Annotated in this window: 16 protein-coding genes; 5 read left to right on the forward strand and 11 right to left on the reverse strand. The window is 71.1% G+C overall.

All coding sequences use genetic code 11. The features are described from left to right. Positions 1 to 78: 78 nt before the first annotated feature. Positions 79 to 1,749, reverse strand: coding sequence for an alpha-L-fucosidase (locus tag B082_RS0102295; RefSeq protein WP_018550202.1), 1,671 nt, complete (start codon positions 1,747 to 1,749; stop codon positions 79 to 81). A gap of 145 nt (positions 1,750 to 1,894) precedes the next feature. Next, entirely contained in the window at positions 1,895 to 2,386 is a 492-nt protein-coding gene (locus B082_RS0102300; protein ID WP_018550203.1) for a MarR family winged helix-turn-helix transcriptional regulator, read from the reverse strand. Between the two features lie 69 nt (positions 2,387 to 2,455). Between B082_RS0102300 and B082_RS0102305 the strand changes: the two genes are divergently transcribed. From B082_RS0102305 to B082_RS0102320, 4 genes are all read left to right on the forward strand, one after another. Continuing rightward, positions 2,456 to 3,001, forward strand: a complete 546-nt coding sequence (locus B082_RS0102305; RefSeq protein WP_018550204.1) for a carboxymuconolactone decarboxylase family protein — start codon at positions 2,456 to 2,458, stop codon at positions 2,999 to 3,001. Between the two features lie 83 nt (positions 3,002 to 3,084). After that, positions 3,085 to 3,990 (forward strand): metal-dependent hydrolase, encoded by a 906-nt coding sequence (locus B082_RS0102310; protein ID WP_018550205.1) that lies wholly within the window; start codon positions 3,085 to 3,087, stop codon positions 3,988 to 3,990. A gap of 2 nt (positions 3,991 to 3,992) precedes the next feature. Then, entirely contained in the window at positions 3,993 to 5,081 is a 1,089-nt protein-coding gene (locus B082_RS0102315; RefSeq protein WP_018550206.1) for a PDR/VanB family oxidoreductase, read from the forward strand. A gap of 34 nt (positions 5,082 to 5,115) precedes the next feature. Further along, positions 5,116 to 5,838, forward strand: coding sequence for a TetR/AcrR family transcriptional regulator (locus B082_RS0102320; protein ID WP_026249344.1), 723 nt, complete (start codon positions 5,116 to 5,118; stop codon positions 5,836 to 5,838). Positions 5,839 to 5,842: 4 nt separating this feature from the next. Here the strand turns inward: B082_RS0102320 and B082_RS0102325 are convergent, their stop codons facing one another. From B082_RS0102325 to B082_RS0102340, 4 genes are all read right to left on the reverse strand, one after another. Further along, positions 5,843 to 6,193: a 5-carboxymethyl-2-hydroxymuconate Delta-isomerase gene (locus tag B082_RS0102325; protein WP_018550208.1), complete on the reverse strand. Its 351-nt coding sequence runs from the start codon at positions 6,191 to 6,193 to the stop codon at positions 5,843 to 5,845. Between the two features lie 135 nt (positions 6,194 to 6,328). After that, positions 6,329 to 8,365 carry an ATP-binding protein gene (locus B082_RS0102330; protein ID WP_018550209.1) on the reverse strand — a complete coding sequence of 679 codons (2,037 nt, stop codon included), beginning with the start codon at positions 8,363 to 8,365 and terminating at the stop codon, positions 6,329 to 6,331. A gap of 150 nt (positions 8,366 to 8,515) precedes the next feature. Further along, positions 8,516 to 13,840 (reverse strand): pullulanase-type alpha-1,6-glucosidase, encoded by a 5,325-nt coding sequence (gene pulA / locus B082_RS0102335; RefSeq protein ID WP_026249345.1) that lies wholly within the window; start codon positions 13,838 to 13,840, stop codon positions 8,516 to 8,518. An 89-nt stretch (positions 13,841 to 13,929) separates the two neighbouring features. Continuing rightward, entirely contained in the window at positions 13,930 to 15,669 is a 1,740-nt protein-coding gene (locus tag B082_RS0102340; protein ID WP_026249346.1) for a carbohydrate-binding module family 20 domain-containing protein, read from the reverse strand. Between the two features lie 563 nt (positions 15,670 to 16,232). Between B082_RS0102340 and B082_RS0102345 the strand changes: the two genes are divergently transcribed. After that, entirely contained in the window at positions 16,233 to 17,045 is an 813-nt protein-coding gene (locus B082_RS0102345; RefSeq protein ID WP_018550212.1) for a hypothetical protein, read from the forward strand. Between the two features lie 63 nt (positions 17,046 to 17,108). On the opposite strand, the gene B082_RS0102350 is transcribed toward B082_RS0102345, so the two are convergent. The 5 genes from B082_RS0102350 to B082_RS0102370 form a co-directional block, all read right to left on the reverse strand. Continuing rightward, complete coding sequence (locus B082_RS0102350; protein ID WP_018550213.1) at positions 17,109 to 18,179, reverse strand: LacI family DNA-binding transcriptional regulator; 1,071 nt, start codon at positions 18,177 to 18,179, stop codon at positions 17,109 to 17,111. Further along, on the reverse strand, positions 18,164 to 19,891 hold the full coding sequence (locus B082_RS0102355; RefSeq protein WP_018550214.1) for a glycoside hydrolase family 13 protein: 1,728 nt from the start codon (positions 19,889 to 19,891) through the stop codon (positions 18,164 to 18,166). The genes B082_RS0102350 and B082_RS0102355 overlap by 16 nt, the downstream gene beginning before the upstream one ends. Positions 19,892 to 20,000: 109 nt before the next feature. Then, the gene (locus B082_RS0102360; RefSeq protein WP_018550215.1) at positions 20,001 to 20,879 is read right to left on the reverse strand and encodes a sugar ABC transporter permease; all 879 of its coding nucleotides are present in this window, start codon (positions 20,877 to 20,879) and stop codon (positions 20,001 to 20,003) included. Beyond that, positions 20,876 to 21,892 carry a carbohydrate ABC transporter permease gene (locus B082_RS0102365; RefSeq protein WP_018550216.1) on the reverse strand — a complete coding sequence of 339 codons (1,017 nt, stop codon included), beginning with the start codon at positions 21,890 to 21,892 and terminating at the stop codon, positions 20,876 to 20,878. Before B082_RS0102365 ends, B082_RS0102360 begins: the two co-directional genes overlap by 4 nt. Before the next feature lie 21 nt (positions 21,893 to 21,913). Beyond that, a complete protein-coding gene (locus B082_RS0102370) occupies positions 21,914 to 23,191 on the reverse strand; it encodes an extracellular solute-binding protein (protein ID WP_018550217.1) in 1,278 nt (425 codons plus the stop codon). Between the last annotated feature and the right edge of the window lie 138 nt (positions 23,192 to 23,329).

The raw sequence follows: 23,329 nt of genomic DNA on the forward strand, positions 1-23,329 counted from the left end.
AGGAATTGCGGGACAGCCCTTAGGACCTGTCCTCAGGCCGCCGTCTGCCGGGCGACGACGGCAGTGCGAAGACCGGCCCTAGGACTTCGCGGGCGTGCCGGTCAGGTGCAGGGTCGTGGCGCCCAGGTGCGGCTTCGCCCGGGACTCCAGCACCTTGACGCGGACCGCCGACGCGGTGACGGCCTCGGGGAGCGGCAGGATGCGTTCGTGGCCGATGGTGGTGCCCTCGGCGATCCGCTGCCAGACCCCGTCGACCTCGGCCTCCACGGCGAACCTCTCCACCCGCTGGCCGTGCCGGATGTCCTCGCGGACGGCGACGCGGTCGAAGGTGTGAGGCCCCGGGCCCTGCTCGCGTACGTCGGTGCCGTAGATCCGGCGCAGACCGGCGCCGAAGGCGGACAGTGACGCCAGGTCCGCGTCGGCGATCCGGCCGTCGGGCGCGGGCGGCACGTTGAGCAGGAGCGAGGCGTTGCGGCCCACGCTCTTCTCGTACAGGTCCATCAGCTGCGCGGCGGTCTTGGGCTGTTCGTCCTCGTGGTAGAACCAGCCGGGCCGGTTGGAGACGTCTGCCTCGGCCGGGTACCACTGGAGGTGGTTGACGTCCGGTCCGAGGAGCCTGGCGCGGGAGCCTATGTCGGTGTCGGTGGAGTCGTTGGGCAGGCTGCCGAGTCCGGTCCACGGGTCGGTGGTGTGCGGGGTCACGCTCCACTCGGTCTCGCGGGCGGTCCCGTTCTCGTTGCCGACCCAGCGCACGCCCTGCGGACCCTGGAAGACGACGGTGTTCGGCGAGAGGGCCGCGACCATGTCGAACCACTGCTCGACGTCGTAGTTCTGGGTGATGCCGGAGTCCGACCAGGGGTTGGCGCCGTCGAGCCACAGCTCCTCGACGGGCCCGTACTGGGTGAAGATCTCGTACAGCTGGTTGAGGTAGTACGCGTCGTAGTCGTCGGCGCGGACCGTGAAGCTGGGCAGCTCGCCGCTCTTGACGCGGGCGGCGCGGTCGTCGCCGGGGACGAGGGTGGGGATGGTGCGCTCGGTGACGGCGCTGCCGTTGCCGAAGCGCCCCTGGCCGGCCGGGGCGCGGTTGCCGTCCTCCAGGGCCATCCGCTCGGGCAGGCTCAGCGTCTTGCCCTCGGCCTGCTTGGCGCGGATCTGCTCGACCCAGTCGGCGTGCCAGGCGTGCGGGAGTTCGGCTCCGTCGGACGGGGAGAGGTAGAGGCCGACCTTCAGCCCGGCCTTGCGGGCGGCCTTGACGTAGGCGGCGACGACGTCGGGGCTGCCGGGGCTGAGGGCGACGGAGTGGTCGGTGTAGCGGCTGGGGTAGAGCACGAAGCCGTCGTGGTGCTTGACGGTGAGCATGACCTGCTCGGCGCCGGCGGCCTTGTAGGCGCGCATCCACTGGTCCGCGTCGATGCTGCCGGGCGCGAAGAGCTTCTCGTCCTCCGTGCCCGAGCCCCATTCGCGGCCGGTGAAGGTGTTCATCCCGAAGTGCGTGAAGGCGGTGATCTCCCGCTGCTGCCAGGCCAGTTGCCCGGTGGTGGGGACGATGTTCGCCGCCTTCTCGATGATCCGGGCGGGGCTGTCGCATGCCTCGACGGTCATCTGCGAGGCGGGTTTCACGGGCCCGCGGCACGTACCGGCGGGCGCGGAGGGCGCGGGCGCCGGCTGCTGCGCGGTGGCGGTCACGGGGATGAGCGCGGCGGCGGCCGCCAGCGCGAGCGCGCTGAGCACATGGGTGCGTCGTGCCATGGTTCCCTCTCCTTCACGACCACGAGTGGTCGGATCTCTCGGGTGACGACGCGTGCATGCTGCCGTAAGAAAGGGCCCGCGGAAAGAGTGTGGGCCTCATACGTCCTATCTCTCGTCAGTAAAGTCCAAGCCGCCGGGACCACCCTCAGCCGTTGAACCAGGACGCCACATCGAGCCGGAAGGCGCCGTCGGGGGCCATCGCGCGCAGGTCGTCCTCCAGGGCGCGGACCCGCTCGGCCCCCAGCTTCCGGACCCACTCGGCCCGCAGCCGGTCGAAGCCCTCGGCGGACCGGACCAGGACGTCGGTCCCCCGCGCGGTCAGCAGGACCAGCTTGCGGCGTCCGTCGGCCGGATCGTCGGCGCGTTCCACGTAACCGAGGGCTTCGAGCCGGTCCACGGTCTTCCCTGCGGCCTGTTTGGAGACGCCGAGGCGGCGGCCGATCTCACTGGCGGTCGCCCCGTCGACACCCACCGCCTGAAGGGCGTAGCCGTACGCGGGCCGCAGGTCGAGGTGGCCCTCCTCGGCCAGCTCCCGGTGGAGCCCGTCGATGACCGACCGGAACCCGGCGAACAGCAACAGGGGCAGCTCGAAGCCCGCACCCGCCTCGTCGGAGCGCCTCCGCGCGCGGTCAGCCATTGCGGAACTCGACAACCTGGTTTACGTTTTCGTCAATCACGTTGTCGATTTTACCGCGAGAGGTCACCCATGTCCGCGACCGCCTTCCCCGACCACACCCATGCCTCCGCTCCCGCCGCCGCCCGCCCCGCCCTGGCGGCCATCGCGCAGAAACAGGGCTTCCTGCCGGCCGCGGCCGCCCGGATGGCCAACTCCCCCGAACTGCTGAACGGCTTCCTGAAGATCAACGCCCTCTTCGAGGCCACCACTTTGGACCGGCTCTCCCGCGAGGTCCTGAGCATGACGATGGCCACCCGGAACGGCTGCCACGTCTGCATCGCCGTCCACACCGCGATCCTCACCTCCATGGACACCGAGCCCGCCCTGCTCGCCGCGCTTCGCGAGGCCACCCCGCTCCCCGACGAACGGCTGGAAGCGCTGCGGCAGTTCATCCTGGCCGCCGCCGCGACGAACGGGGCCGTCGGCGACGAGGCGATGGAGGCGTTCCTGTCCCACGGCTACACCCCGCGCAACGCACTGGAGGTGGTCCTCGGCATCGGCGCCTACACCCTGTCGACGCTCGCCAACCGGATGACGGACGCACCACTCGACGGCCCGCTGGCGCAGTTCGCCTGACGCCGCCGCACAGGGCGGGAACGGGCTCAGGAATTCACCGCACGCCCCTGTCCCCCCGGCTTGCCCCTCACTACATTGACAATATGTCTAACACGCAGCCAGCGGCGGTCGCGTCGGAGCGAACCACCCTCAAGGCCCGCCGGGTCAGCTTCGCCTGGGACCGGACCCCCCTGCACTGGGTGCCGGGCGACCCGTTCACCACGCACACCATCAATGTGCTCCACCTCCTGCTCCCGGCCGGGGAACGCTGGTTCATCCACGTCTACCGCCAAGTGCTCCCGTACATCCACGACGAGGAGCTGCGGCAGGACGTCATCGGCTTCATCGGCCAGGAGGCGATGCACTCCCAGGCCCATGACGACGTCCTGCCGCACCTCAAGGAGCAGGGCCTCGACCCGACCCCGTACACCGCGCAGGTGGACTGGCTCTTCGAGAAGCTCCTCGGCGACCGGACCCTGCCTCCGGGCCGGGCACGCGAGTGGTGGCTGCTGGAGCGGGTGGCGACGATAGCGGCGATCGAGCACTACACCGCCTTCCTCGGCGACTGGATACTCAACGCCGACGAGCTGGACCGGCGCGGCGCCGACCCCACCATGCTGGACCTGCTGCGCTGGCACGGCGCCGAGGAGGTGGAGCACCGCTCCGTCGCCTTCGACGTGTTCATGCACGTCGACGGCGGCTACCGGCGGCGGGTGCGGACCTGGGCGACGGCCTTCTCCGCGCTGCTCTTCCTCTGGCAGCGCGGCGCCCGCTTCTTCATGGAGAACGACCCCGCCCTGCTGGACGGCAAGGCGTCCTTCGGGCAGTTCTACCGCAGCGGCCGGCGCGGCACCCTGCCCAGCACCCCGTCCATGCTGCGGTCGATCCCGCGCTATCTGAGCCGTTCCTACCACCCCTCGCAGGAGGGCAGCACGGCGCAGGCCGTCGACTACCTCACCCGCTCGCCCGCGGCCGTCGCGGCCGAGGCCCGTACTCCGAAGGCCCTCTGACCATGCGGCATCCCCTGCCCCTGCCCCGCCTGCGTACGGTCGCCGTGGCGACCGGAGCCGCACTGCTCGCCCGGCGGGCATTGCGCCGGCGCATCCGGAAGTCCCCGCTGTGGCCGCTGCCCGCGCTGGAGGAGCCCATATCCGGCCGGTCCGAGCGCCGTTCCACCACCGGGCGGCGACTGCTGATCGCCGAGCGGACGAGTCCGGCCGACGGGGTCGTCCGACTCCGCCTGGAGGGACCCGACCTGCCCGCCTGGGAACCCGGGGCCCATCTGGACCTGGTGCTGCCCTCCGGCCTGGTCCGGCAGTACTCACTGTGCGGCGACCCGGCCGACACCGGCGGCTACACCGTGGCGGCCCGGCTGGTCGAGGACGGCCGGGGCGGCTCCCGCGAGGTGCACACCGCGCTCCACGAGGGCATGGAGGTCGAGGTGCACGGCCCGCGCAACCGCTTCCCGCTCTCCGACGCCCCCGCCCATGTCCTGATCGCCGGCGGCATCGGCATCACCCCGATCCTGCCGATGGCGCGCCTGCTCGCCGCCGGGGGCGCCGACTGGCGGCTGCTGTACGGGGGCCGCAGCCGGGCCACGATGCCGTTCCTGGAGGAGATCGAGAAGCTGGGCGCCGACGGCGGCCGGGTCACGGTCGTCCCGCAGGACGAGGCGGGCCACCCGGACATCGCCGCCGCCCTCGCGGAGGCACCCGAGGGCACGGAGGTCCACTGCTGCGGGCCGCAGCCCTTGATGGACGCGGTCGCCGCAGCCCTCCCGCCCGGCTGCGTGCTGCGCCTGGAACGGTTCTCGGCGGCGGCCACGGACCCGGCCGGTTCGGCCCCGTTCGACGTGGAGCTGCGCCGCTCGGGCCGCACCGTCCCGGTCGCGGCGGACCAGTCGGTGCTGGCCGCCGTGCGCGCCGAACTGCCGCACGTCTCGTACTCCTGCGAACAGGGTTTCTGCGGAACGTGCCAACAGCGCGTCCTGGAGGGCGAGGTGGAGCACCGCGACGAGCTGCTGACCGACCGGGAGCGGGAGGGTTCCATGCTGATCTGCGTCTCCAGGTGCCGGGGCGGCAGGCTGGTGCTGGACCTGTAACCCGGCCTCACCCACCGGTCGGTACGCTGGGGGCATGACCACCGGGATGCGGCGCAGGATGGGCGTCGACGAGCGCAGGCAGCAGCTGATCGGTGTCGCGCTGGAGTTGTTCAGCCGCCGGTCGCCGGACGAGGTGTCGATCGACGAGATCGCCGCGGCCGCCGGGATCTCCCGGCCGCTGGTCTACCACTACTTCCCCGGCAAGCAGAGCCTGTACGAGGCGGCGTTGCGGCGGGCGGCCGACGAGCTGGCGGGCCGGTTCGTGGAGCCGCGCGAAGGGCCCCTGGGCGCGCGGCTGCTGCGGGTGATGGGCCGGTTCTTCGACTTCGTGGACGAGCACGGGCCCGGGTTCGCCGCGCTGATGCGGGGTGGCCCGGCCGTGGGCTCCTCCACGGCGAACGCGATGATCGACGGGGTGCGCCAGGCGGCCTGCGCCCAGATCCTGGCCCACCTGGACGTCGACGAGCCCCCGGCCCGGCTGGAGTTGGTCGTACGCTCCTGGGTCTCGCTCGCCGAGTCGACGGCGCTGCTCTGGCTGGACGGGCGGCGCGTGCCGAGGGCCGAACTGGAACTGCAACTGGTGCACGACTTCGCGGCGCTGGCTGCCGTGAGCGCCGCGTACGACGAGGAGATGGCGGCCATCGTGCTGCGGGTGCTGGCGCGGGAGCCGGCGGACGGGCCGTTCGCGGACCTATTGACGCGGCTCTCCGCACTGGGCCCCGTTGCCCCCGCCGTGCCCCCGCAGCGGTTGCCGTAGCGGGTCAGAGCTTGCGGTAGGAGGGGTCCAGGTCACGGGCCTCGACCGAGAGGTGCAGGGCCGTTCCCCGGGCGGTGCGGAGGTGGCCGGCCAGCAGCTCCAGGACCGATTCGGTGAGCCTGGCCTTGATCTCCGGTGTGCGGCCGGGCAGCAGCGAGATGTCGACGTGCACGAGCGCGTCCCCGTCCGGGGCGTCCGCCACCACCGTCTCCTCGGTCCGCCGGAAGCGGGTCTTGCAGGCGGCGGTCCTGGTGTTGACGGTTTCGGCGATCAGCGGGTGCAGCGCGAGGGCGAAGGCGGGGCGGTCGAAGGCGTCGGCGAGTTCGGCCGAGTAGTCGACGGTGATCTGCGGCATGGCGGGCTCCCGGGGCGAGGCGGCGGCAGAGGGACGCCGCCCAGCCTTCCCCTGCCCCGTGGGCCGGCACAACAGCGATTCACTATGTGGGCAGGGGCAGGGACAGGGACAGGGGCAGCGGCCCCGGGGCGGGCGCTACATGAGCAGTTCGCCGTGCAGGGCGAGGGCCAGGCCCGCCTCCGCGCTGTCGGAGCGGCCCTGTTCGAAGGCGCGCCAGTAGGCGGCGTCGCCGACGGCCTCCCGGGCCCGCCGTTCGCAGGCCTCGCGCAGCGGCCCCAGTTCCGGGGTGCCGCGCTGCGGGTGGCCCACCATCCGCCAGTAGACCTGTCCGGTGCCATAGACCCGGGCGGCCCTGGCTCCCTCGCCCTGGGCGGCGATGGCGGCGGCCAGGATGTCCAGGCCGAGCGCGATCCCGAAACGGTCGCGGAGCCGGTGCTTTCCGGTGAGCATGGCGCGGGCGTGCGCGGCGGCCGGTGCGGCGCGGCCCTGGAGCAGGGCGATCAGGGCGAGTTGGTAGTCGACGTAGCTGCGGGTCCAGCACTCGTCCTGGGCCTCGCAGGCGGCGCGCAGGACGACGGCCGCCTCGGCCGCCTCGTCCAGCCGGCCGAGTCCGGTGAGGGCGAAGACGGTGATCAGGTGGCAGCGCAGCCGATAGGCCGATTCCAGCGGGGTGGCGCTCCCGGCGGTGCGCAGGACCCGCTCCGACACGCGCAGTCCCCTCTCGGGCTCGCCGGTCATCAGGTGGGTGAGGCCGCGCAGATAGGCGGCGGCGAGTACGCCCTCGTCGGTGTCGTCGGCGGCGGCCGCGCGGACGCACTCCGCGCCGATGCGCTCGGCGGCCGGGTAGTCGCCCTGGAGCAGGACGCAGATGCCGAGCACCCACAGGGCACGGGTGCGGTGCGGGCCGCCGGCCGGTCCGGTGTCCAGGGCGCGCTGGGCGTAGGAGCGGGTCTGGGGCAGGTGGCCGCAGCAGCACCAGAAGAAGCCGATGCGCCCGGCCATCTCCTGGGCGGCGGCGGGGTCGTGGGCGAGGAGATGGTCGAGGGCGGCGCACAGGTCGGCGTGCGCGTCGGCGATGCGGTGGTACCAGAGGATCTGGTCGTCGCCGGTCCAGCCGGCGTGGGCGTTGCGGGCGAGGCGCAGGAAGCAGGCGGCGTGGCGGTCGGCGGCGGCGCGCTCCTCACCGAGTTCGGCGAGCCACATCCGGCCGTACTCGCGCAGCGTGTCGAGCATGCGGTGGCGGTCCCCGTCGCGGGCGACGACGGACTGGGCGACGAGGCCGCGCAGCGCCGTACGGACTTTGTGGGCGGTGAGCGGGCCGCCGGCGCAGACGACGGCGGCGGTGTCCGCGTCGAAGTCGCCGCGCAGCACGGTCAGCCGGGCCCACAGGAGCCGTTCGAGCGGGGTGCACAGTTCGTGGGACCAGCCGATGGTGGTGCGCAAGGTGCGGTGGCGCACGGGACGGAGCCTGGTGTGGGCGAAGACGTCGAGGCGGGAGCCGAGCCGGTCGGCGATCTCCTGGACTGTCTGCCGGCCGGCGCCCGCGGCGGCGAGTTCGATGGCGAGCGGGATGCCTTCGAGGCGGCGGCAGATCGCGGCGGCGGCCGCGGCGGTGCCGGGGTCGTCGAGGGGGGTTGCGGGGGCGGCGGCCGAGGCCCGTTCCCGGAAGAGGGTGAGCGCGTCGGCGGTGCCGTCGACGGGCAGCGGCTCCACCTCGATCAGCTGCTCGCCCCGCAGGTCCAGGGGCCGGCGGCTGGTGGCGAGGACGGTGAGGCCGGGTGAGGTGGTGAGGATCTCGCCGAGGAGGTGGGCGCAGGCGTGGCGGAGGTGTTCGCAGGAGTCCAGGACGAGCAGGAGCTCCTTGTCGGCGAGCCATTCGCACAGCACGTCGATGGGCATGCGCAGGGTGTGGTCGCTGAGGCCGACCGCGTCGGAGACGGTGGCCAGGAGCAGTTCGTCGTCGTGCAGCGGGGAGAGGTCCGCCCACCACACGCCGTCGCGGAAGCCCGGTTCGGCGCGGCGGGCGGCGCGCAGGGCGAGCCGGGTCTTCCCGACGCCGCCGGTTCCGGTGAGCGTGGTCAGCCGGCCGGTGGCGAGGGCGTCTTCGAGCCCGGCCAGCTCCGCCTCCCGTCCGACAAAGCTGGTGGTCTCCTCGGGGATGTTGCTGACCATCGTCACCGTCGCTGCACAGGTGGAGCGGCCGGCCCCGGCCCCCGCGCGGATGCGGGGAGCCGGGGCCGGCCGGGTGGAGTGGAGGCCTGTCCGGGAGGGGCGGTGGAGCGACACCCCCGGGCGGCTGCCCATACGGTAGTCCTGAGACGGTCAGCGCAGGGTGAACACCGCGACGGTGCGTCCCGGAACGGTGAAGCTGCCCGAACTCCTCTCATATGCCGACCGCTTGACGGTAGAATCCGCGCCCTTTGCCTGGACGGGGTGCAGGGCGTAGTTCTTGCCGGCGAGTGCGGCGACCTTCTGGGTGGTGGTGCCGGGGGCGGCGTTGAGGACGACGACGAGCTTGCCGAGCCGCATGGTGATCACGCCCGGGGTCTCGTCCTTGCCGGAGAGCGGGAAGGAGAGCCGGGACTGCACCTGTGCGGTGGAGGTCAGGCCGAAGTCCTTCTCCGTGGTGCGGATGGTGAGCAGGTCGCGGTAGGCGGCCGAGGCTCCGTTGATCTGCGCGCAGCCGGGGGTGATCCTCGCGTTGGTGAGCAGCGGCCCGGCGTACGGCCACTTGTCCTCGTTGTCCGCGGCGACCGGCAGTCCGCGGCCGAAGCCGTTGCCGGCGCGGCAGTCCCAGTGCAGGGCGTTGAACCAGTCGCCGCTGTCGAAGGAGTTGCGGTCCAGCGACTTGGAGCGCAGCAGGTCGGTGCCCGCCTGGGAGAGCGCGGGACCCTGCGAGAGGGTGGCGGTCGCCATGGCCAGGACCTGCGTGCGGGCCCGGTCCGCCGCCGTCGTGCCCGCCGGGAGCTTGAAGGCGAGCGCGTCGTACAGGGTCTCGTTGTCATGGGCGTCGGCGTAGGCCAGGGCGTCGCCGGGGACCGCGGCGTAGCCGGCCGGGGCCCCGTTGTAGTCGACGCCCGAGCCCTTGACGGTGGCCCCGGAGGTGTCGGTGAAGGTGTAGTCGGCGAGGTTGCCGGTGAGGCCGACCTTGATCAGGTCCTGGTAGTGCAGCAGGCGGGCCTTCTGCTCGGCCTTCGTGCCGTTGGCGGTGGAGGTGTTGGGGTCGGTGTAGAGGCCGGTGGCGAAGCCCTGCACGCCGGGGTCCTCGTCGAACGGGGAGCCGCCGCGCACGGCGTCGCGGGCCCGGTCGGAGAAGGTGGCGATGCCGGTGCCGGCCATGTTCTTCTGGGTGGCCTGGACGAAGCGGGCGTCGTCGGCGATCTCACCGAAGTTCCAGCCCTCCCCGTACAGGATGATCTTCTTTCCGTCGACGCCGTCCCTGGCGGGGGTCAGTGCGTCGAGCGCCTTGCGGACGGCCAGGATGTTGGCCTTGGGGTGGTGGCCCATCAGGTCGAAGCGGAAGCCGTCGACCTTGTACTCCTTGGCCCAGGTGACCACGGAGTCCACGACGAGCTTGCCCATCATGGTGTTCTCGGGCGCGGTGTTGGCGCAGCAGGTGGAGGTGGCGACGGTGCCGTCCTCCAGGAGCCGCTGGTAGTAGCCGGGCACGATCCGGTCGAGCACGGACTTGTCGTCCTGGCCGGAGGCGACGGTGTGGTTGTAGACGACGTCCATGACGGTCCGCAGCCCGGCGCCGTTGATCCCCTGCACCATCTGCCGGAACTCGACGGTGCGCCTGGTGCCGTCCGGGTCGGAGGCGTAGCTGCCCTCGGGGACGGTGTAGTGCAGCGGGTCGTAGCCCCAGTTGAAGGCGTCCTTGGCGGCGGCCTTCGCCACGCAGGCCTGCTGCTCGGCGGAGTCGGGGGCGTAGACGGACAGGTCGCAGGCCGGCTCGGCCTGGTCCTTCTTCCTCTCGGGGATGGTGCCGATGTCGAAGGCGGGCAGCAGGTGGAGGTAGCCGGTGCCGGCGTCGGCGAGCTGCCTCAGGTGCTTCATTCCGTCGGAGCGGGTGTCGGTGAAGGCGAGGTATTCGCCGGGGTGCTGGGAGGTGGGGTCCGCGATGGAGAAGTCACGGATCTGGAGTTCCTGGATCTGCGCGTCGCGCAGCGGCGCGGCGGCTGGCTTGCGCAGCGTGTCCCAGCCCTTGGGGGCGAGCTTCCGGTCCTCCAGGTCCACGACGAGGCTGCGGGCCGAGTCGGTGGTCAGGGCGGTGGAGTAGGGGTCGGTGACCTTGTTGGTGACGAGCTTCCGGACGGTGGGCGCCCAGACGTCCACGACGTACCGGTAGGGCTTGCCCGTCCAGTTCTTCCTCCCGGTGACGGACCAGACGCCGGTGCGGTCGTCGCGCCGCATGGCGACGGTCTTTCCGTCGAGTTCGAGCGAGACGGTACGGGCGGTGGGCGCCCAGACGGAGAGCGTCGGGGTGCCGTCGCGGAAGACCGGGCCGAGCGAGGCGTTCTTCGCCTTCGCCCCGTAGAGGTCGTCGAGCACTCCGGCGCTCTGCACCCCGGTGGCGGCGAGGAGGGCGCCGTTGGCGGCGCGCTGGGTGGCGATCAGCTGGCCGCGCAGGGCCTCGCGGACCCTGTCCCGGTCACGGGCGTCCACGGTGAAGGCGGGGTAGTCCTTGAGGTGCGGGTACTTCGCCTTCTGGGCGTCGCTCAGCGCGGACGGGGTGAGCCGCAGCCACTGGCCCTCGTCGCTCAGCGCCCCGTCCACGACGGAGATGCCGCCCTTCTTCGCGTAGACGAGCTGCTGGCTGGTGGCCTCGGTGGCCTTCACCTTCCAGACGACGGTGTCCGCGTCGATCCACTGCGCCTCGGCCTTGGTGAGGTCGGGTGCGGGGACTCCGCCGGCCTGCGGGAGCAGGTAGCCGGCCGTGCCGCCGAGCAGCCAGACCTCGTGGCCGTGGCTCGCGATGTCGAGTGCCTGGTCGCTGGGCAGGTCCTTCTCGTCGCCCCGGTGCAGGATGTAGCTGAGCGAGGTGGCGCCCTCGGTGAGCGGGACCTCGAAGGTGAGCCCGGAGGCGTCCTGCTTCACCGGCTGGAGCGGCTTGGCCCAGTCGGTGGGCTCCTTCGCGCCGGTCCAGGTGTGCAGCCCCCAGCCGTCGTAGTCGCCGTCGGCCCGGTAGTAGTGCAGGACGGCCTTGCCGGTGTCCTGGTCGGGGTAGGCGCCGTCGGGGGCGGTTTCGGCCTGGCCGTCCTTGCCCTGCCCGATCCAGACCTGGCCGGTCCTGGCGAGGTCGACGGCGCGCTCGGGCCCGTCGGCGGTGCCGGACTTCTCGACGGTGTACGGGACGGAGGCGGCGTCCTCGGGCACCTTGACCCAGGCGAACGCGCCGTAGGCGTCCCGCCCGGTGAAGTCCGCGGTGGCGTCGCCGGACTTGAGCTGCCAGCCGTCGTAGTCGCCGTCGGGGCGCTGGTAGTGGACGACCGCGTAGTCGCGTTCGACGGCGACGGGCTTGGCGGGTGCGGGGGCCTGCCCGGCGGTGGAGGAGGCGAGGGCGCTCGCGGTGCGTCCGGTGCGGTCGACCACGACGGCCTTGTAGCGCAGGGGCGTTCCGGCGGCCGTGTCGTCGCTCAGGGTCTGGGTGACCTTGTACGGGGCGTGGTCGGCGGTGCCCAGGGTGGTCCACTTGCCGTTGCCTGTCCGGGCGGCGAAGACGACCCGGTTGAGGGAGCCGCCGGAGACGTCGGCGGTCAGCTCGACGGTGCCGGTGGCGCCGGCGGCCGGTGCCTTCAGGGAGACCTTGGGCTTCGCGTCGGGGGTGCCCAGGGGCTTCGCGGCGCGGAGCACGATGCTCGACAGGGCCGGGACGGTGACCTCGATCTTCTTGTCGGCGCCGCTGCGGACGGTGCCGGAGCCGCCGTACAGGGTGCGGAAGTCCATCCGCGCGGACTCGGTGGACAGCTCGACGGTCTTCGCCCTGTCGCCGTTGTTGGTGGCGACGACGTACTCGTTGCTGTGCTTCGGGTCCGTACGGGAGAAGGCGTAGACGGAGCCCTCGGCGTACCGCTCGGTCTGTACGCCGTCGCGCAGCGCGGGGTTCTTCGCGGTCAGCTCGGAGAGGGCGGCGATGTTGCGGTAGAGCGGGTGCTCGGTGTCGTACGCGTCGGAGGCGTGCGTCCGGTCGGTGCCCAGCTGGTCGTCGTCGAGGTAGTCGGCGGTCTTCGAGGCGAACATCGTCTGGCGGGCGTCCTTGTCACCGCCGGCACCCGTGAAGCCCTGCTCGTCGCCGTAGTAGACGACGGGGTTGCCCCGGCTGAGGAACATCAGCTCGTTGGCGAGTCGGGCGCGCTTCACCAGCTCCGCGTCACCGGCCTTCGGGTTGTCCTGCTCCAGGAAGGTCCCGATGCGGCCCATGTCGTGGTTGCCGAGGAAGGTCACCTGCTCGTAGGCGTTGGCCTTGTCGGTGGTGTAGCGGTAGTCGTCGGCGAAGACGGCGGCGAGCTTCGATGCCGGGGCGCCCTGCGAGGCGTACTGGCGGGCCGCCTCCTGGAAGGGGAAGTCGAGCGTGGCGTCCAGCCGGCCCTGGGTGACGTAGGGCGAGGTGACGGCGGTGTCGGAGGAGTAGACCTCGCCGAACATGAAGAAGTCCTTGCGCCCGTGCTTGGCCGCGTACGCGTCGAGCGCGGTCGCCCACTGGGTCCAGAAGTCCATGTCGACGTGTTTGACGGTGTCGATCCGGAAACCGTCGATGTCGAAGTCACGGACCCACTTCTCGTAGATCTTCTCCATGCCGGACACGACCTCGGGCCGCTCGGTCCACAGGTCGTCCAGGCCGGAGAAGTCGCCGTACGTGGTGGACTCGCCGGCATAGGTGGAGTCACCGCGGTTGTGGTACATCGTCGGGTCGTTGAGCCAGGACGGCGTCTTGCCGCCGCTGGTCACCGGCTTGTACGGGAACGAGTCGGCGTCCACCCGCGCCATGCCCGCGCTGTCGTCGAAGGGGCGGCCGTCGCGGTCGAGGTAGGGGTAGGCGCCCTTGGACCTGTAGCCGTAGGTCTTCTCGGCGTAGTCGACGGTGTCGGCGGTGTGGTTGGTGATGACGTCGAAGAAGACCTTCATGCCCTTGCGGTGGGCCTTGTCGATCAGCTTCGTCAGGTCGGCGTTGGTGCCGAAGTGCGGGTCGACCTGGGTGAAGTCGGTGATCCAGTAGCCGTGGTAGCCGGCCGACGCGTCCTCGCCCGTGCCCTGGACGGGCCGGTTCTTGAAGATCGGCGCGAGCCAGATGGCGGTGGTGCCGAGCCCCTTGATGTAGTCGAGCCTGTTCGTGAGCCCCTTGAGGTCGCCGCCCTGGTAGAACCCCTTGTCGGTGGGGTCGTACCCGGTCTCCAGCCGGGAGCCGGTCAGCCCGCCGCGGTCGTTGCGGGTGTCCCCGTTGGCGAACCGGTCGGGCATGACGAAGTAGAACTGCTCGCGGGTCAGGTCGTGCCGGGTGGCCTGGGCGGCCAGCTCGGCGTCCGAGGGCGCGGCGGGCGGCCGGGCCGCGGCGGCGGGCAGTGCGGGCACCAGGGCCGCGCACAGGGCGGCCGCGACGACGGCGGGCACCGTTCTTCGCGCGGGCACGCGCGGGGACGGACGTTTCACTCGGACTCTCCTCGAAGGGGTACGGGGGTGTGCGGGGCCGGTCGGGCCGCGGGGGGGACGGCCCGACCGGCGGGTGGGGGGCGGGAGGATCAGCCGCGCCAGACGTCCGAGGTCAGCGTGACCTTGCCGGAGGAGGGCACCGTGGCCGCGCGGTTGGCACCGCTCTCCCAGGTGACGTTGCCGCTCGCGTCCTTGCGGATGTACTTGTACTCGAACGAGGTCCCGGCGGGCAGGCTGACGTCGAGCTTCCAGACGGGGTACGAGGCCGGGTCGAGCTTCAGCGCGCTGTCGGTGTTCCAGTTGCCGAGGGCGGACTGGTTGCCGGTGACGAAGATGTTCTGGCCGAGCTGCGTGGTGGCGTTGACGCCGAAGGAGGCGCCGGAGGTGCCCGTACCGGGGTCGGTCGGGTCGGTCGGGTCCGTCGGGTCGGTCGGGTCGGTCGAGCCGCCGCCGCAGGTGCGGGCTCCGGTGTGCAGGGCCAGCGCGGTGTTGGCGCCCAGGGTGGCGGTGAACTGGCCGGAGCCGTTGACCGTGACGCCGTTGCCGGACTGGACGTCGCAGTAGTCGCCGGCGGGCAGCGAGGTCTGGAACGTACGGGTCAGCGAGGAGCCCTCGTGGTTGATCGCGACGTACGCCTTGGAGCCGCGACCGAAGGCGATCTGGTTGCCGCCGTTGTCCCACCAGTTGCTGACGGACTCGCCGCTCGCGGTGTTGCGGAAGCCGACCATGGAGGAGATCTCGCGCCAGGCGTGCTGGCACTTCCAGCCGTCGCTGTAGCAGGCGTTCACCGTGCCGCCGTTGGGCGGGCCCGCGTCCTTGTCGGACCACTCGTAACCGGAGTGGACGTCGGGCGAGCCGTAGGGCCAGGCCAGCATGAAGACACTGGCGAGCGTGTAGTTGGCGCCGTCCTTGTAGTTCAGCGTCTCGCCGTTGCGCTCGGTGTCGTGGTTGTCGACGAAGACCGCGGCCTTCGAGGAGGACATGAAGCCCCAGCCCTCGCCGAAGTTCTTCAGGTTGGCGAGGCTCTCGTTGTTGAGGACCTGCTTGAGGCTGCGGGCGTAGCGGAACTCCTGGACGTCACCGGTGCCGGCGTACTCGTCGGGCGACACGGCCTCGCCCGCGCCGTAGATCGCCTCCTGCTTCCAGTAGACGCCGGAGTTGGTCAGCCGGGACTTGATGTCGGCGAGGTCCTCGGCGGGCATGTGCTTGGCCGCGTCGATGCGGAAGCCGTCCACGCCGAGCGAGAGCAGGTCGTTGAGGTAGCCGGCGATCTTGCCCCGGACGTAGTCCTCACCCGTGTCCAGATCGGCCAGGCCGACGAGCTCGCAGTGCTGGACGTTGAACCGGTCCCCGTAGTTGTTGATCTCCGAGGTGCAGTCGTCCATGTCGTACGAGGAGTACAGCCCGGGGTAGTTGTACTTCGTGTACGAGGAGCCGCCGGTGCCGGTGCCGGAGCCCGACGACATGTGGTTGATGACCGAGTCGGCCACGACCTTGACGCCCGCGCCGTGACAGGTGTTCACCATGTTGGCGAAGGAGTTCCGGTCGCCGAGCCGTCCGGCGATCTTGTAGCTGACCGGCTGGTAGGAGGTCCACCACTCGCCGCCCTGGATGTGCTCCTGCGGCGGTGAGACCTGAACGAAGCCGTACCCGGCCGGACCGAGCGTGTCGGTGCACGCCTTGGCGACGGAGTCGAACTTCCACTCGAACAGGACGGCGGTGACGTCCTTACCGCCCGGGGCGGAAGCCTCGGCCGTCGTGGCGGGGACCACGAGGGCAGCGGCTCCTGCGATCAGAGCGAGCGCGGCAGACAAGGGTCTGCTGGCCATGTTTCCTCCTGCGGTGGGGGAAATGCGGGTGACGGTGCAGCCTCATACGGCAACGCGCCCTGCCCTCAAGGCTCCTGAATGTTCTTGCTGCAAGAATGCAAACCTTGCCGCGGGGAGACGGTACGAGCCTGCCAGGTCCCGGTCAACCCTTTGGACACCCGCTGCTCACATCCGCGAAATACCGCAGATTTCTTCCTGCAAGGACTTACGCAAGACATTGCAGCGCTGTTAAGTTTCTCCCGACTCCGGTCCGGTCGGCCGGGGGTCCCGCTTACCCCGGGCCCCACGCGCCCGGCCGGCCGGGCCGGTCACAGACAAGAGAGGCACCGGCGGTCACCTCCCCGCCGGCCCGTCCGGGCCGACCTCCGGTGCCTCTCCTGCGACCGTTCCCGGCCCACCCCTGAGCCGTCCGGCCCGAGCGGCGCACTCTAGGCTCGTCCCCCATGTGGCAAGGACAGCAGTCGCCCCCCGGCCGGCCGAACCCGCAAGGCGGGCAGCACAGTTCGGATCCCGTACAGCCCGGCCGCGAAGACCCCGACCGGCACGCCGCCCCCACGGTCGGCATGGCCGTTCCCGAACCGCCCCGCCGCCCCCGCAGCCTGGTCACGGCCGCCGTCGTGGCCGCTTCCCTGGCCGTCGTCGTGGCCTGCGGGGTGATCGGTTTCCGGGTCCTCAGCGACGACGGGAACGACGAGGCGGGCCCGCAGCCGGCCCCGACGGGCTCCCCGAGCCCCCAGGGCACGGCCCGGTCCACGGCCGAGGGCGGCTCGGGTCCCCTCGTCGCCGGCTGGAAGACGGTGACCAACGCCAAGCGCGGCATCACCTTCGACGTGCCCGCCTCCTGGGCCCGGAAGTCCGCGGACTGGGTGAGCTACGTCGCCGAGAACGACGACCCCGAGGAGAAGCCGCTGGTCGGGATGATGGCGCCGGCGGTACTCAAGGAGAAGTGGTGCACGTCCGACGACGACAAGGACGGCACCGCGGACGACTACGCGCTCGCCTCGACGGGCACCACCGGGGAGCAGGGCTCCAAGAGCGCCGCCGCGGCCGCCGAGGACACCGCCAGGACCTGGGTCTACGGCCTCTACACCCAGCCCGACCGCTCCCGCCTCACGATCGGTGAGCCCGAGACGTTCCGGACGGAGAGCGGCGTCGAGGGCAGCCTCGTGACCGTCACCTCGTCCGGGACGCCGAAGAAGGGGAAGTGCGACACCGACGGCAAGGCGGTGACGTTCGCCTTCAAGAACGCGAAGGGCGAGTTCGTGTCCTGGACCTACATCGGCGCCCACGGCGTGCCCGACGAGGTGTCCGACGCCACGATCCGCGAGATCCTCGGCACGGTGCGCCTCTTCAAGGAGGGCGACGGGCAGGACTGAGGCGGACCGCCCCGGGTGCGGGGCCGGCCCCCTCCGGCCGGCCCTTCACGCGCCCCGGCTGCCTCACGCGCTCCGCAGCGCCGCCGTGGAGCCCCGTACGACCAGCTCCGGCTGGAACACGTACTCCGTGCGCTGGACGGGGCTGCCGCCGATCTCCTCCAGCAGGGCGCCCACCGCGGCCGCCGCCATCGCCTGGACGGGCTGGCGCACCGTGGTCAGCGGCGGGTCGGTGAAGGCGATGAGCTGGGAGTCGTCGAAGCCCACCACGGAGACGTCGCGCGGTACGTCCAGACCGCGGTCCCGGGCGGCGCGGACCACGCCCAGCGCCATCAGGTCGCTGCCGCAGACGATGCCGGTGCACCCCTGGTCGAGCAGGGCGCCGGCCGCGACCTGGCCGCCCTCGACGCTGAACAGCGTGGAGCAGACCAGGAGTTCGGCCTCCTCGCGGTCCAGGCCCAGCACGGAGACCGCGGCGTCCACGAAGCCGTCCCGCTTGCGGCGGGAGGGGACGTAGCGCTGCGGTCCGATGGCGAGGCCGACCCGGCGGTGGCCGAGTTCGGCGAGATGGCTCACGGCCATCCGCACGGCGGCGGTGTCGTCGGGCGAGACGAACGGGGCGCTGATCCGCTCGTTGTAGCCGTTGATCAGGACGAACGGCACTCCGCGCTCGGTCAGCGCGGCGTAGCGCGCCGGGTCGGCGGAGGTGTCGGCGTGCAGTCCGGAGAGGAAGACGATGCCGCCGACGCCGCGTTCGACGAGCTGCTCGACGAGTTCGTCCTCGGTGGCGCCGCCGGGCAGCTGGGTGCAGAGGACCGGCGTGTAGCCGTGGCCGGCGAGCACCTGTTCCACGGACTGGGCGAACGCCGGGAAGATCGGGTTGGTGAGCTCGGGGGTCACCAGCCCGATCAGCCCGGCGCTGCGCTGCCGCAGCCGTACGGGGCGCTCGTATCCGAGGATGTCGAGCGCCGCGAGCACCCGCTGACGCGTGGTGTCCGCGACGCCCGGCTTGCCGTTGAGGACCCGGCTGACGGTCGCCTCGCTGACGGATGCCTGGCCCGCGATGTCCGACAGCCTGAGCGCGCCGCCCGCGCCGGGGCCCCGTGGCAGGGGGACGGTCGTCACACCGTCCACCACACCGTGGTGTCCGCGGGGATCTCGACCGTGTCGCCATCGGCCTCGACCGGGGTGCTGGAGAGCAGCACGGTGCCCTGGACGGGGATACGGACCGGCTGACCGGTCGTGTTGACGGTGCAGACGAAGCCGGGGCGGGCGAAGGACAGCAGCCCCTCGGGGGCGTCCAGCCACCGCACGTCGGCGCCGGCCCCGAGGCCGGTGTGGGCCCGGCGGGCGGCGATCGCGGCCCGGTACAGCTCCAGGGTGGAGCCGGCCGTGCCGGTCTGCGCCTCGACACTCAGCTCGCCCCAGCCCGCGGGCTGCGGAAGCCAGCTGCCGCCCGCGCCGAAGCCGTACGAGGAGCCCTCGCGGGTCCACGGGATCGGGACGCGGCAGCCGTCGCGGAAGCCGTCCTGGCCCTCGGCGCGGAAGAACGACGGGTCCTGCCGGGCCTCGTCGGGCAGGTCGGTGACGTCGGGCAGGCCGAGTTCCTCGCCCTGGTAGACGTAGGCGGAGCCGGGCAGCGCCAGCATCAGCAGGGTGGCGGCGCGGGCCCGGCGCAGGCCCAGCTCGCGGTCGCCGGCGGTACGGATCTGGGTGCCGAGCCCCGCCGGATTGGCGAAGCGGGTGGCGTGCCGGGTGACGTCGTGGTTGGAGAGCACCCAGGTGGTGGGGGCGCCGACCGGCCGCATGGCGTCGAGCGAGACGTCGATGACCTCACGGAGCGCGGCGGCGTCCCAGGCGGTGGCCAGGTACTGGAAGTTGAACGCCTGGTGCATCTCGTCGGGGCGCACGTAGTTGGCGGTGCGCTCGACGGTCGGCGTCCACGCCTCGGCGACCGCGATGCGCCCGCCGGCCGCCCGGCCCCGCCCGTCCGACGAAGGCGCTCCGGACCCCATCGTGTCGGGATACTCGTCCAGGATGGTGCGCCAGCTGCGGTAGATCTCGTGCACCCCGTCCTGGTCGAAGAACGGCATGACATCGTTTCCGAGCAGCTTGAGCTGGTCGTGGGTGCCGAGGTCGGGCAGCCCCTCGGCCTTGACGAGGCCGTGCGCGACGTCGACGCGGAAGCCGTCGACGCCCATGTCGAGCCAGAAGCGCAGGATCGAGCGGAACTCGTCGGCGACGGCCGGGTGCTCCCAGTTGAAGTCGGGCTGCTCGGGCGCGAAGAGGTGGAGGTACCACTCGCCGGGGGTGCCGTCCGGGTCGGTGGTCCGGGTCCAGGCGGGGCCGCCGAAGATGGACTCCCAGTCGTTGGGCGGGAGTTCGCCGTCGGCGCCCTTGCCGGGGCGGAAGTGGTAGCGGTCGCGCAGGGCGGAGCCGGGGCCCTCGGCGAGCGCGCGCTTGAACCACTCGTGCTGGTCGGAGGAGTGGTTGGGCACCAGGTCGACGATGATCCGCAGGCCCAGGTCGTGGGCGTCGCGGATCAGCGCGTCGGCGTCCAGCAGGGTGCCGAACATCGGGTCGATGGCCCGGTAGTCGGAGACGTCGTAGCCCGCGTCGGCCTGCGGGGAGGCGTAGAACGGGCTGAGCCAGACCGCGTCCACGCCGAGATCCTTGAGGTACGGGAGCCGGGCGGTGACGCCTGCGAGGTCGCCCATGCCGTCGCCGTTGCCGTCGGCGAAGCTGCGCGGATAGACCTGGTAGATCACCGCGTCCTGCCACCAGCCGGTGGGGTGGCCCGGGGCTTCGTCGGACGTGCCGGTGGAGGGGGCAGCGAGGTGCTGGGTCATGTCGTCCCTGGGGTGTCTGGGTGGGGAGTGGCGCCGGGACCGGGTCGGGATGCCGGCGCCACCGTGACTGGTGCGTGCGGGTCGTACGGGCGCGTGCCGCTGAGGACGCTCAGCCCTTGACGGCTCCGGCGGACATGCCGGTGACGAGGTGCTTCTGCGCGAACAGGAACACCAGGGCCGCGGGTATCGCGATCAGTACGGACGCGGCGGTCATCGGGCCCCACTGGGCGCCGTACTGGTTGACGAACAGCTGGAGTCCGCCCGCGAGGGTGAGGTTGTCCTCGCCGACCATGAAGGCGGAGGCGTACGCCACCTCGCCCCAGGCGGTGATGAAGGAGTAGAACGCCGTGACGGCGAGGCCGGGCTTGGCCAGCGGCAGGATCAGCCGCCAGAACGTGCCGAACGGGGTGAGGCCGTCGACCTGCCCCGACTCGTCGATCTCGCGCGGGATGGTGTCGAAGAAGCCCTTCATCATCCAGGCGCAGAACGGCACCGAGATGGTCAGGTAGGTGATGACGAGCCCGGCGGGCCTATTCAGCAGCCCCATGCCCGCCATGATGTTGTAGATCGGCACGATGAGGACGGCGACCGGGAACATCTGGGTGATCAGCAGCGTCCACATCAGCCCGCGCTTGCCGGGGAACCGGAAGCGGCTGACGGCGTAGCCGGTGGAGGCGGAGACGATGACGCCGATGAGCGTGGTGAGCCCCGCGACGATCAGCGAGTTGCCGAACCAGGTCAGGAACTTCGTGTCCTTGATGAGGTTCGTGTAGTTCTCGAACGTCGTCTCTTTGAAGAAGTCCGTGGTGGAGGCGAGTTCGGCCGGCTTCAGCGAGGTGAGCAGGACCCAGAGCACGGGGAAGACCGCGATCACGGACGCCACGATCAGCGTCAGGTGCAGGGCCGTGGAGGCGAGCGGCGAACGCTCGCCGCGCTTGCGGACCTTGGGCGCGGAGTGCCGCGCGGTGGGGGTGGTTGCGGTGGTCACCAGTCATCTCCCTGAGTGCGCAGGACTCGCCGGTAGACGGTGGCGAAGATCAGCAGGAGTACGAGGATCAGCACGCCCCAGGTGGAGGACTGCGCGAAGTCGCGCGGGCTGATCTCGAAGGAGAACTTGTACGCCTGCGTCACCAGGATCTGGGTCGCGTCGCCGGGTCCGCCCCGGGTCAGCAGGAAGATCACCGGGAACATGTTGAAGGTCCAGATGGTGGAGAGCAGGATCACGGTCGTGGAGACCGGCCGCAGTCCGGGCAGGGTGACGTGGCGGAAGCGCTGCCAGGCGCTGGCGCCGTCCATCTCCGCGGCCTCGTAGTGCTCGCTGGGTATGGACTGGAGGCCGCCGAGCAGGGCGACCATGATGAACGGCACGCCGAGCCACACGTTGACCACGATGACGGCGATCTTGGCGATGGTGGGGTCGCCCAGCCAGTCGATGCCCTCGAAGCCGGCGCCGGAGAGGATCTTGTTGAGCAGCCCGCGGTCGTTGTTGTAGAGGAAGCGCCAGGCGAAGACGGAGACGAAGCCGGGGACCGCCCAGGGCAGGATGAGCGCCATCCGGTAGGCGGAGCGCCCGGCGATCCTGCGGTTGAGGATGTTCGCGAGCGCCATGCCGAGCGCGAAGGTGATGGAGACGCAGGAGACCGTCCACACCAGGGTCCACCCGAGTGTGCCGAGGAACTGTTCGCCGGTGAGCGCATCGGCGTAGTTGTCCAGACCGACGAACTTGTACGTGGCGGGCAGGTGGTTGACACCGATGGACCGCGCGACGTTGCGCTCGTTGGCGTCGGTCAGCGACAGGAAGATGCCGCGGACCAGCGGATAACCGATGATCACGCCGATCACGACGACGACCGGGGCCACCATCGTCCAGGCGTACCAGTGTGTCGACAGTGCCCGCCGGAGCTTGCCCGGCGGCGGGGGGTTGCCAGTACCGCGGCTCCGGCCGCGGGCGACGTCGTCGCCCGCGGCCTTCGCCACCGACTGGCTGGTGTGGACAGCCATCAGCCGGCCTGCCTTCCTGAGTTACTTCCAGCCGTCAAGGAGCTTGCGGTAGGCGGTACCGGTCGTCTTGACCGCCTTCTCCGGGGAGGTCTGGCCGGTGAGGGCCTTGGTGTACTCGGTGACGAGCGGCGCGAAGAGGCTGCCGGTCTCCGGGATCCAGGGGCGCTCGACGGCGCTCTCGACGACCGGCTTGAAGAAGCCGACGATCTCGTTGTCGACCACGGACTCCTCGGCGTAGGCGGAGGTGCGGGTCGGCAGGAGGTTGAGCTCCTCGGTGACCTGGGCCTGCGTCTTGACGGAGGTCATGTAGTCGACGAAGGCGTAGGAGGCCTCAAGGTTCTTGGAACCGGCGTAGACGGCCAGGTTGTGACCGCCCTGCGGGGCGCCCTGCGCGACGGAGCCGGCCGGGACCGGGGCGACGCCGAGGTTGGCCTTGTCCTTGAACTCCTTGCCGGCGTACGTGTCGGCGACGGCCCACGGGCCGTTGATCATCATCGCGACGTCGCCGTCCTTGAAGGACGCCTGCATGTTGTCCCAGCCGTCCGTGGCGTCCGTCTTCGCGACGCCGGAGTCGACCAGGTCCTTGACGAGCTTCATGGCCTTGACACCGGCCGCGTTGTCGATGGTGACGGCCTTGTCGGCGGCGTTGACCATGTCGCCGCCCTCGCCGTACAGGAAGGGCAGGAACCAGTACGCGTCGTCGCCGCGCAGGTAGAGGCCGGTCTTGCCGGTCTTCGACTTGATCTTCTTCGAGGCGGACTTCAGCTCGTCGATCGTGGTGGGGACCTCGACGCCGGCCTCCTTGAAGATCTTCTTGTTGTAGAAGATGCCCAGGGAGTCGATCACCTGCGGAACGGCGAACGTCTTGCCGTTGTACTTGGTGGAAGCGGCGGCCTGCTTCAGGAAGTCGTCCTGCTTCTGGAGGGCCGTGGTTCCGTCCAGCGGGGCGAGGTAGCCGAGGTCAGCGAACTCGGGCGTCCAGGCGACCTCGGAGCGGATCACGTCGGGGGCGCCGGAGCCCGCCTGAGCCGCGTTCTTGAACTTGTTCTGCGCGTCACCGAAAGGCACGTTGACGTACTTGACGTCGACCTTCGGGTGCAGCTTCTCGAAGCCCTCGGCGATCTTCTTGAAGACCTTGTCCTCACTGCCCGCGGTGGAGGTGTCCCACCACGTGACGGTGCCGGAGAGCTCGCCCGAGCTCTTGGAGGGGCTGTCGGAACTGTCGTCATCGCTGCCGCAGGCGGTCGCCGCGAGCGCCAGGGCCGCGACCAGGGCGGTGGCCGTTATGCCACGTCGCATCTGAACTCCTTCAACTGCCGTACCGCTCCGTCGCGGCGCCGGGTCGACGTGAACGTAACAAGGATGAAAGACGACCGAAAGACTTTGCGGAAGATTTCTGCAAGCTCCGGCGATCGTTACATTGGCGTGTCCTCAAGG

This window comes from Streptomyces sp. ATexAB-D23, from assembly GCF_000373645.1.
Classification (GTDB): domain Bacteria; phylum Actinomycetota; class Actinomycetes; order Streptomycetales; family Streptomycetaceae; genus Streptomyces; species Streptomyces castrisilvae.

Excerpts from the sequence above, each read along its gene's own strand:
- B082_RS0102295 (WP_018550202.1), bottom strand. The coding sequence starts at position 1,749 with ATGGCACGACGCACCCATGTGCTCAGCGCGCTCGCGCTGGCGGCCGCC.
- B082_RS0102300 (WP_018550203.1), bottom strand. The coding sequence starts at position 2,386 with ATGGCTGACCGCGCGCGGAGGCGCTCCGACGAGGCGGGTGCGGGCTTC.
- B082_RS0102305 (WP_018550204.1), top strand. The coding sequence starts at position 2,456 with ATGTCCGCGACCGCCTTCCCCGACCACACCCATGCCTCCGCTCCCGCC.
- B082_RS0102310 (WP_018550205.1), top strand. The coding sequence starts at position 3,085 with ATGTCTAACACGCAGCCAGCGGCGGTCGCGTCGGAGCGAACCACCCTC.
- B082_RS0102315 (WP_018550206.1), top strand. The coding sequence starts at position 3,993 with ATGCGGCATCCCCTGCCCCTGCCCCGCCTGCGTACGGTCGCCGTGGCG.
- B082_RS0102320 (WP_026249344.1), top strand. The coding sequence starts at position 5,116 with ATGACCACCGGGATGCGGCGCAGGATGGGCGTCGACGAGCGCAGGCAG.
- B082_RS0102325 (WP_018550208.1), bottom strand. The coding sequence starts at position 6,193 with ATGCCGCAGATCACCGTCGACTACTCGGCCGAACTCGCCGACGCCTTC.
- B082_RS0102330 (WP_018550209.1), bottom strand. The coding sequence starts at position 8,365 with ATGGTCAGCAACATCCCCGAGGAGACCACCAGCTTTGTCGGACGGGAG.
- B082_RS0102340 (WP_026249346.1), bottom strand. The coding sequence starts at position 15,669 with ATGGCCAGCAGACCCTTGTCTGCCGCGCTCGCTCTGATCGCAGGAGCC.
- B082_RS0102345 (WP_018550212.1), top strand. The coding sequence starts at position 16,233 with ATGGCCGTTCCCGAACCGCCCCGCCGCCCCCGCAGCCTGGTCACGGCC.
- B082_RS0102355 (WP_018550214.1), bottom strand. The coding sequence starts at position 19,891 with ATGACCCAGCACCTCGCTGCCCCCTCCACCGGCACGTCCGACGAAGCC.
- B082_RS0102365 (WP_018550216.1), bottom strand. The coding sequence starts at position 21,892 with ATGGCTGTCCACACCAGCCAGTCGGTGGCGAAGGCCGCGGGCGACGAC.
- B082_RS0102370 (WP_018550217.1), bottom strand. The coding sequence starts at position 23,191 with ATGCGACGTGGCATAACGGCCACCGCCCTGGTCGCGGCCCTGGCGCTC.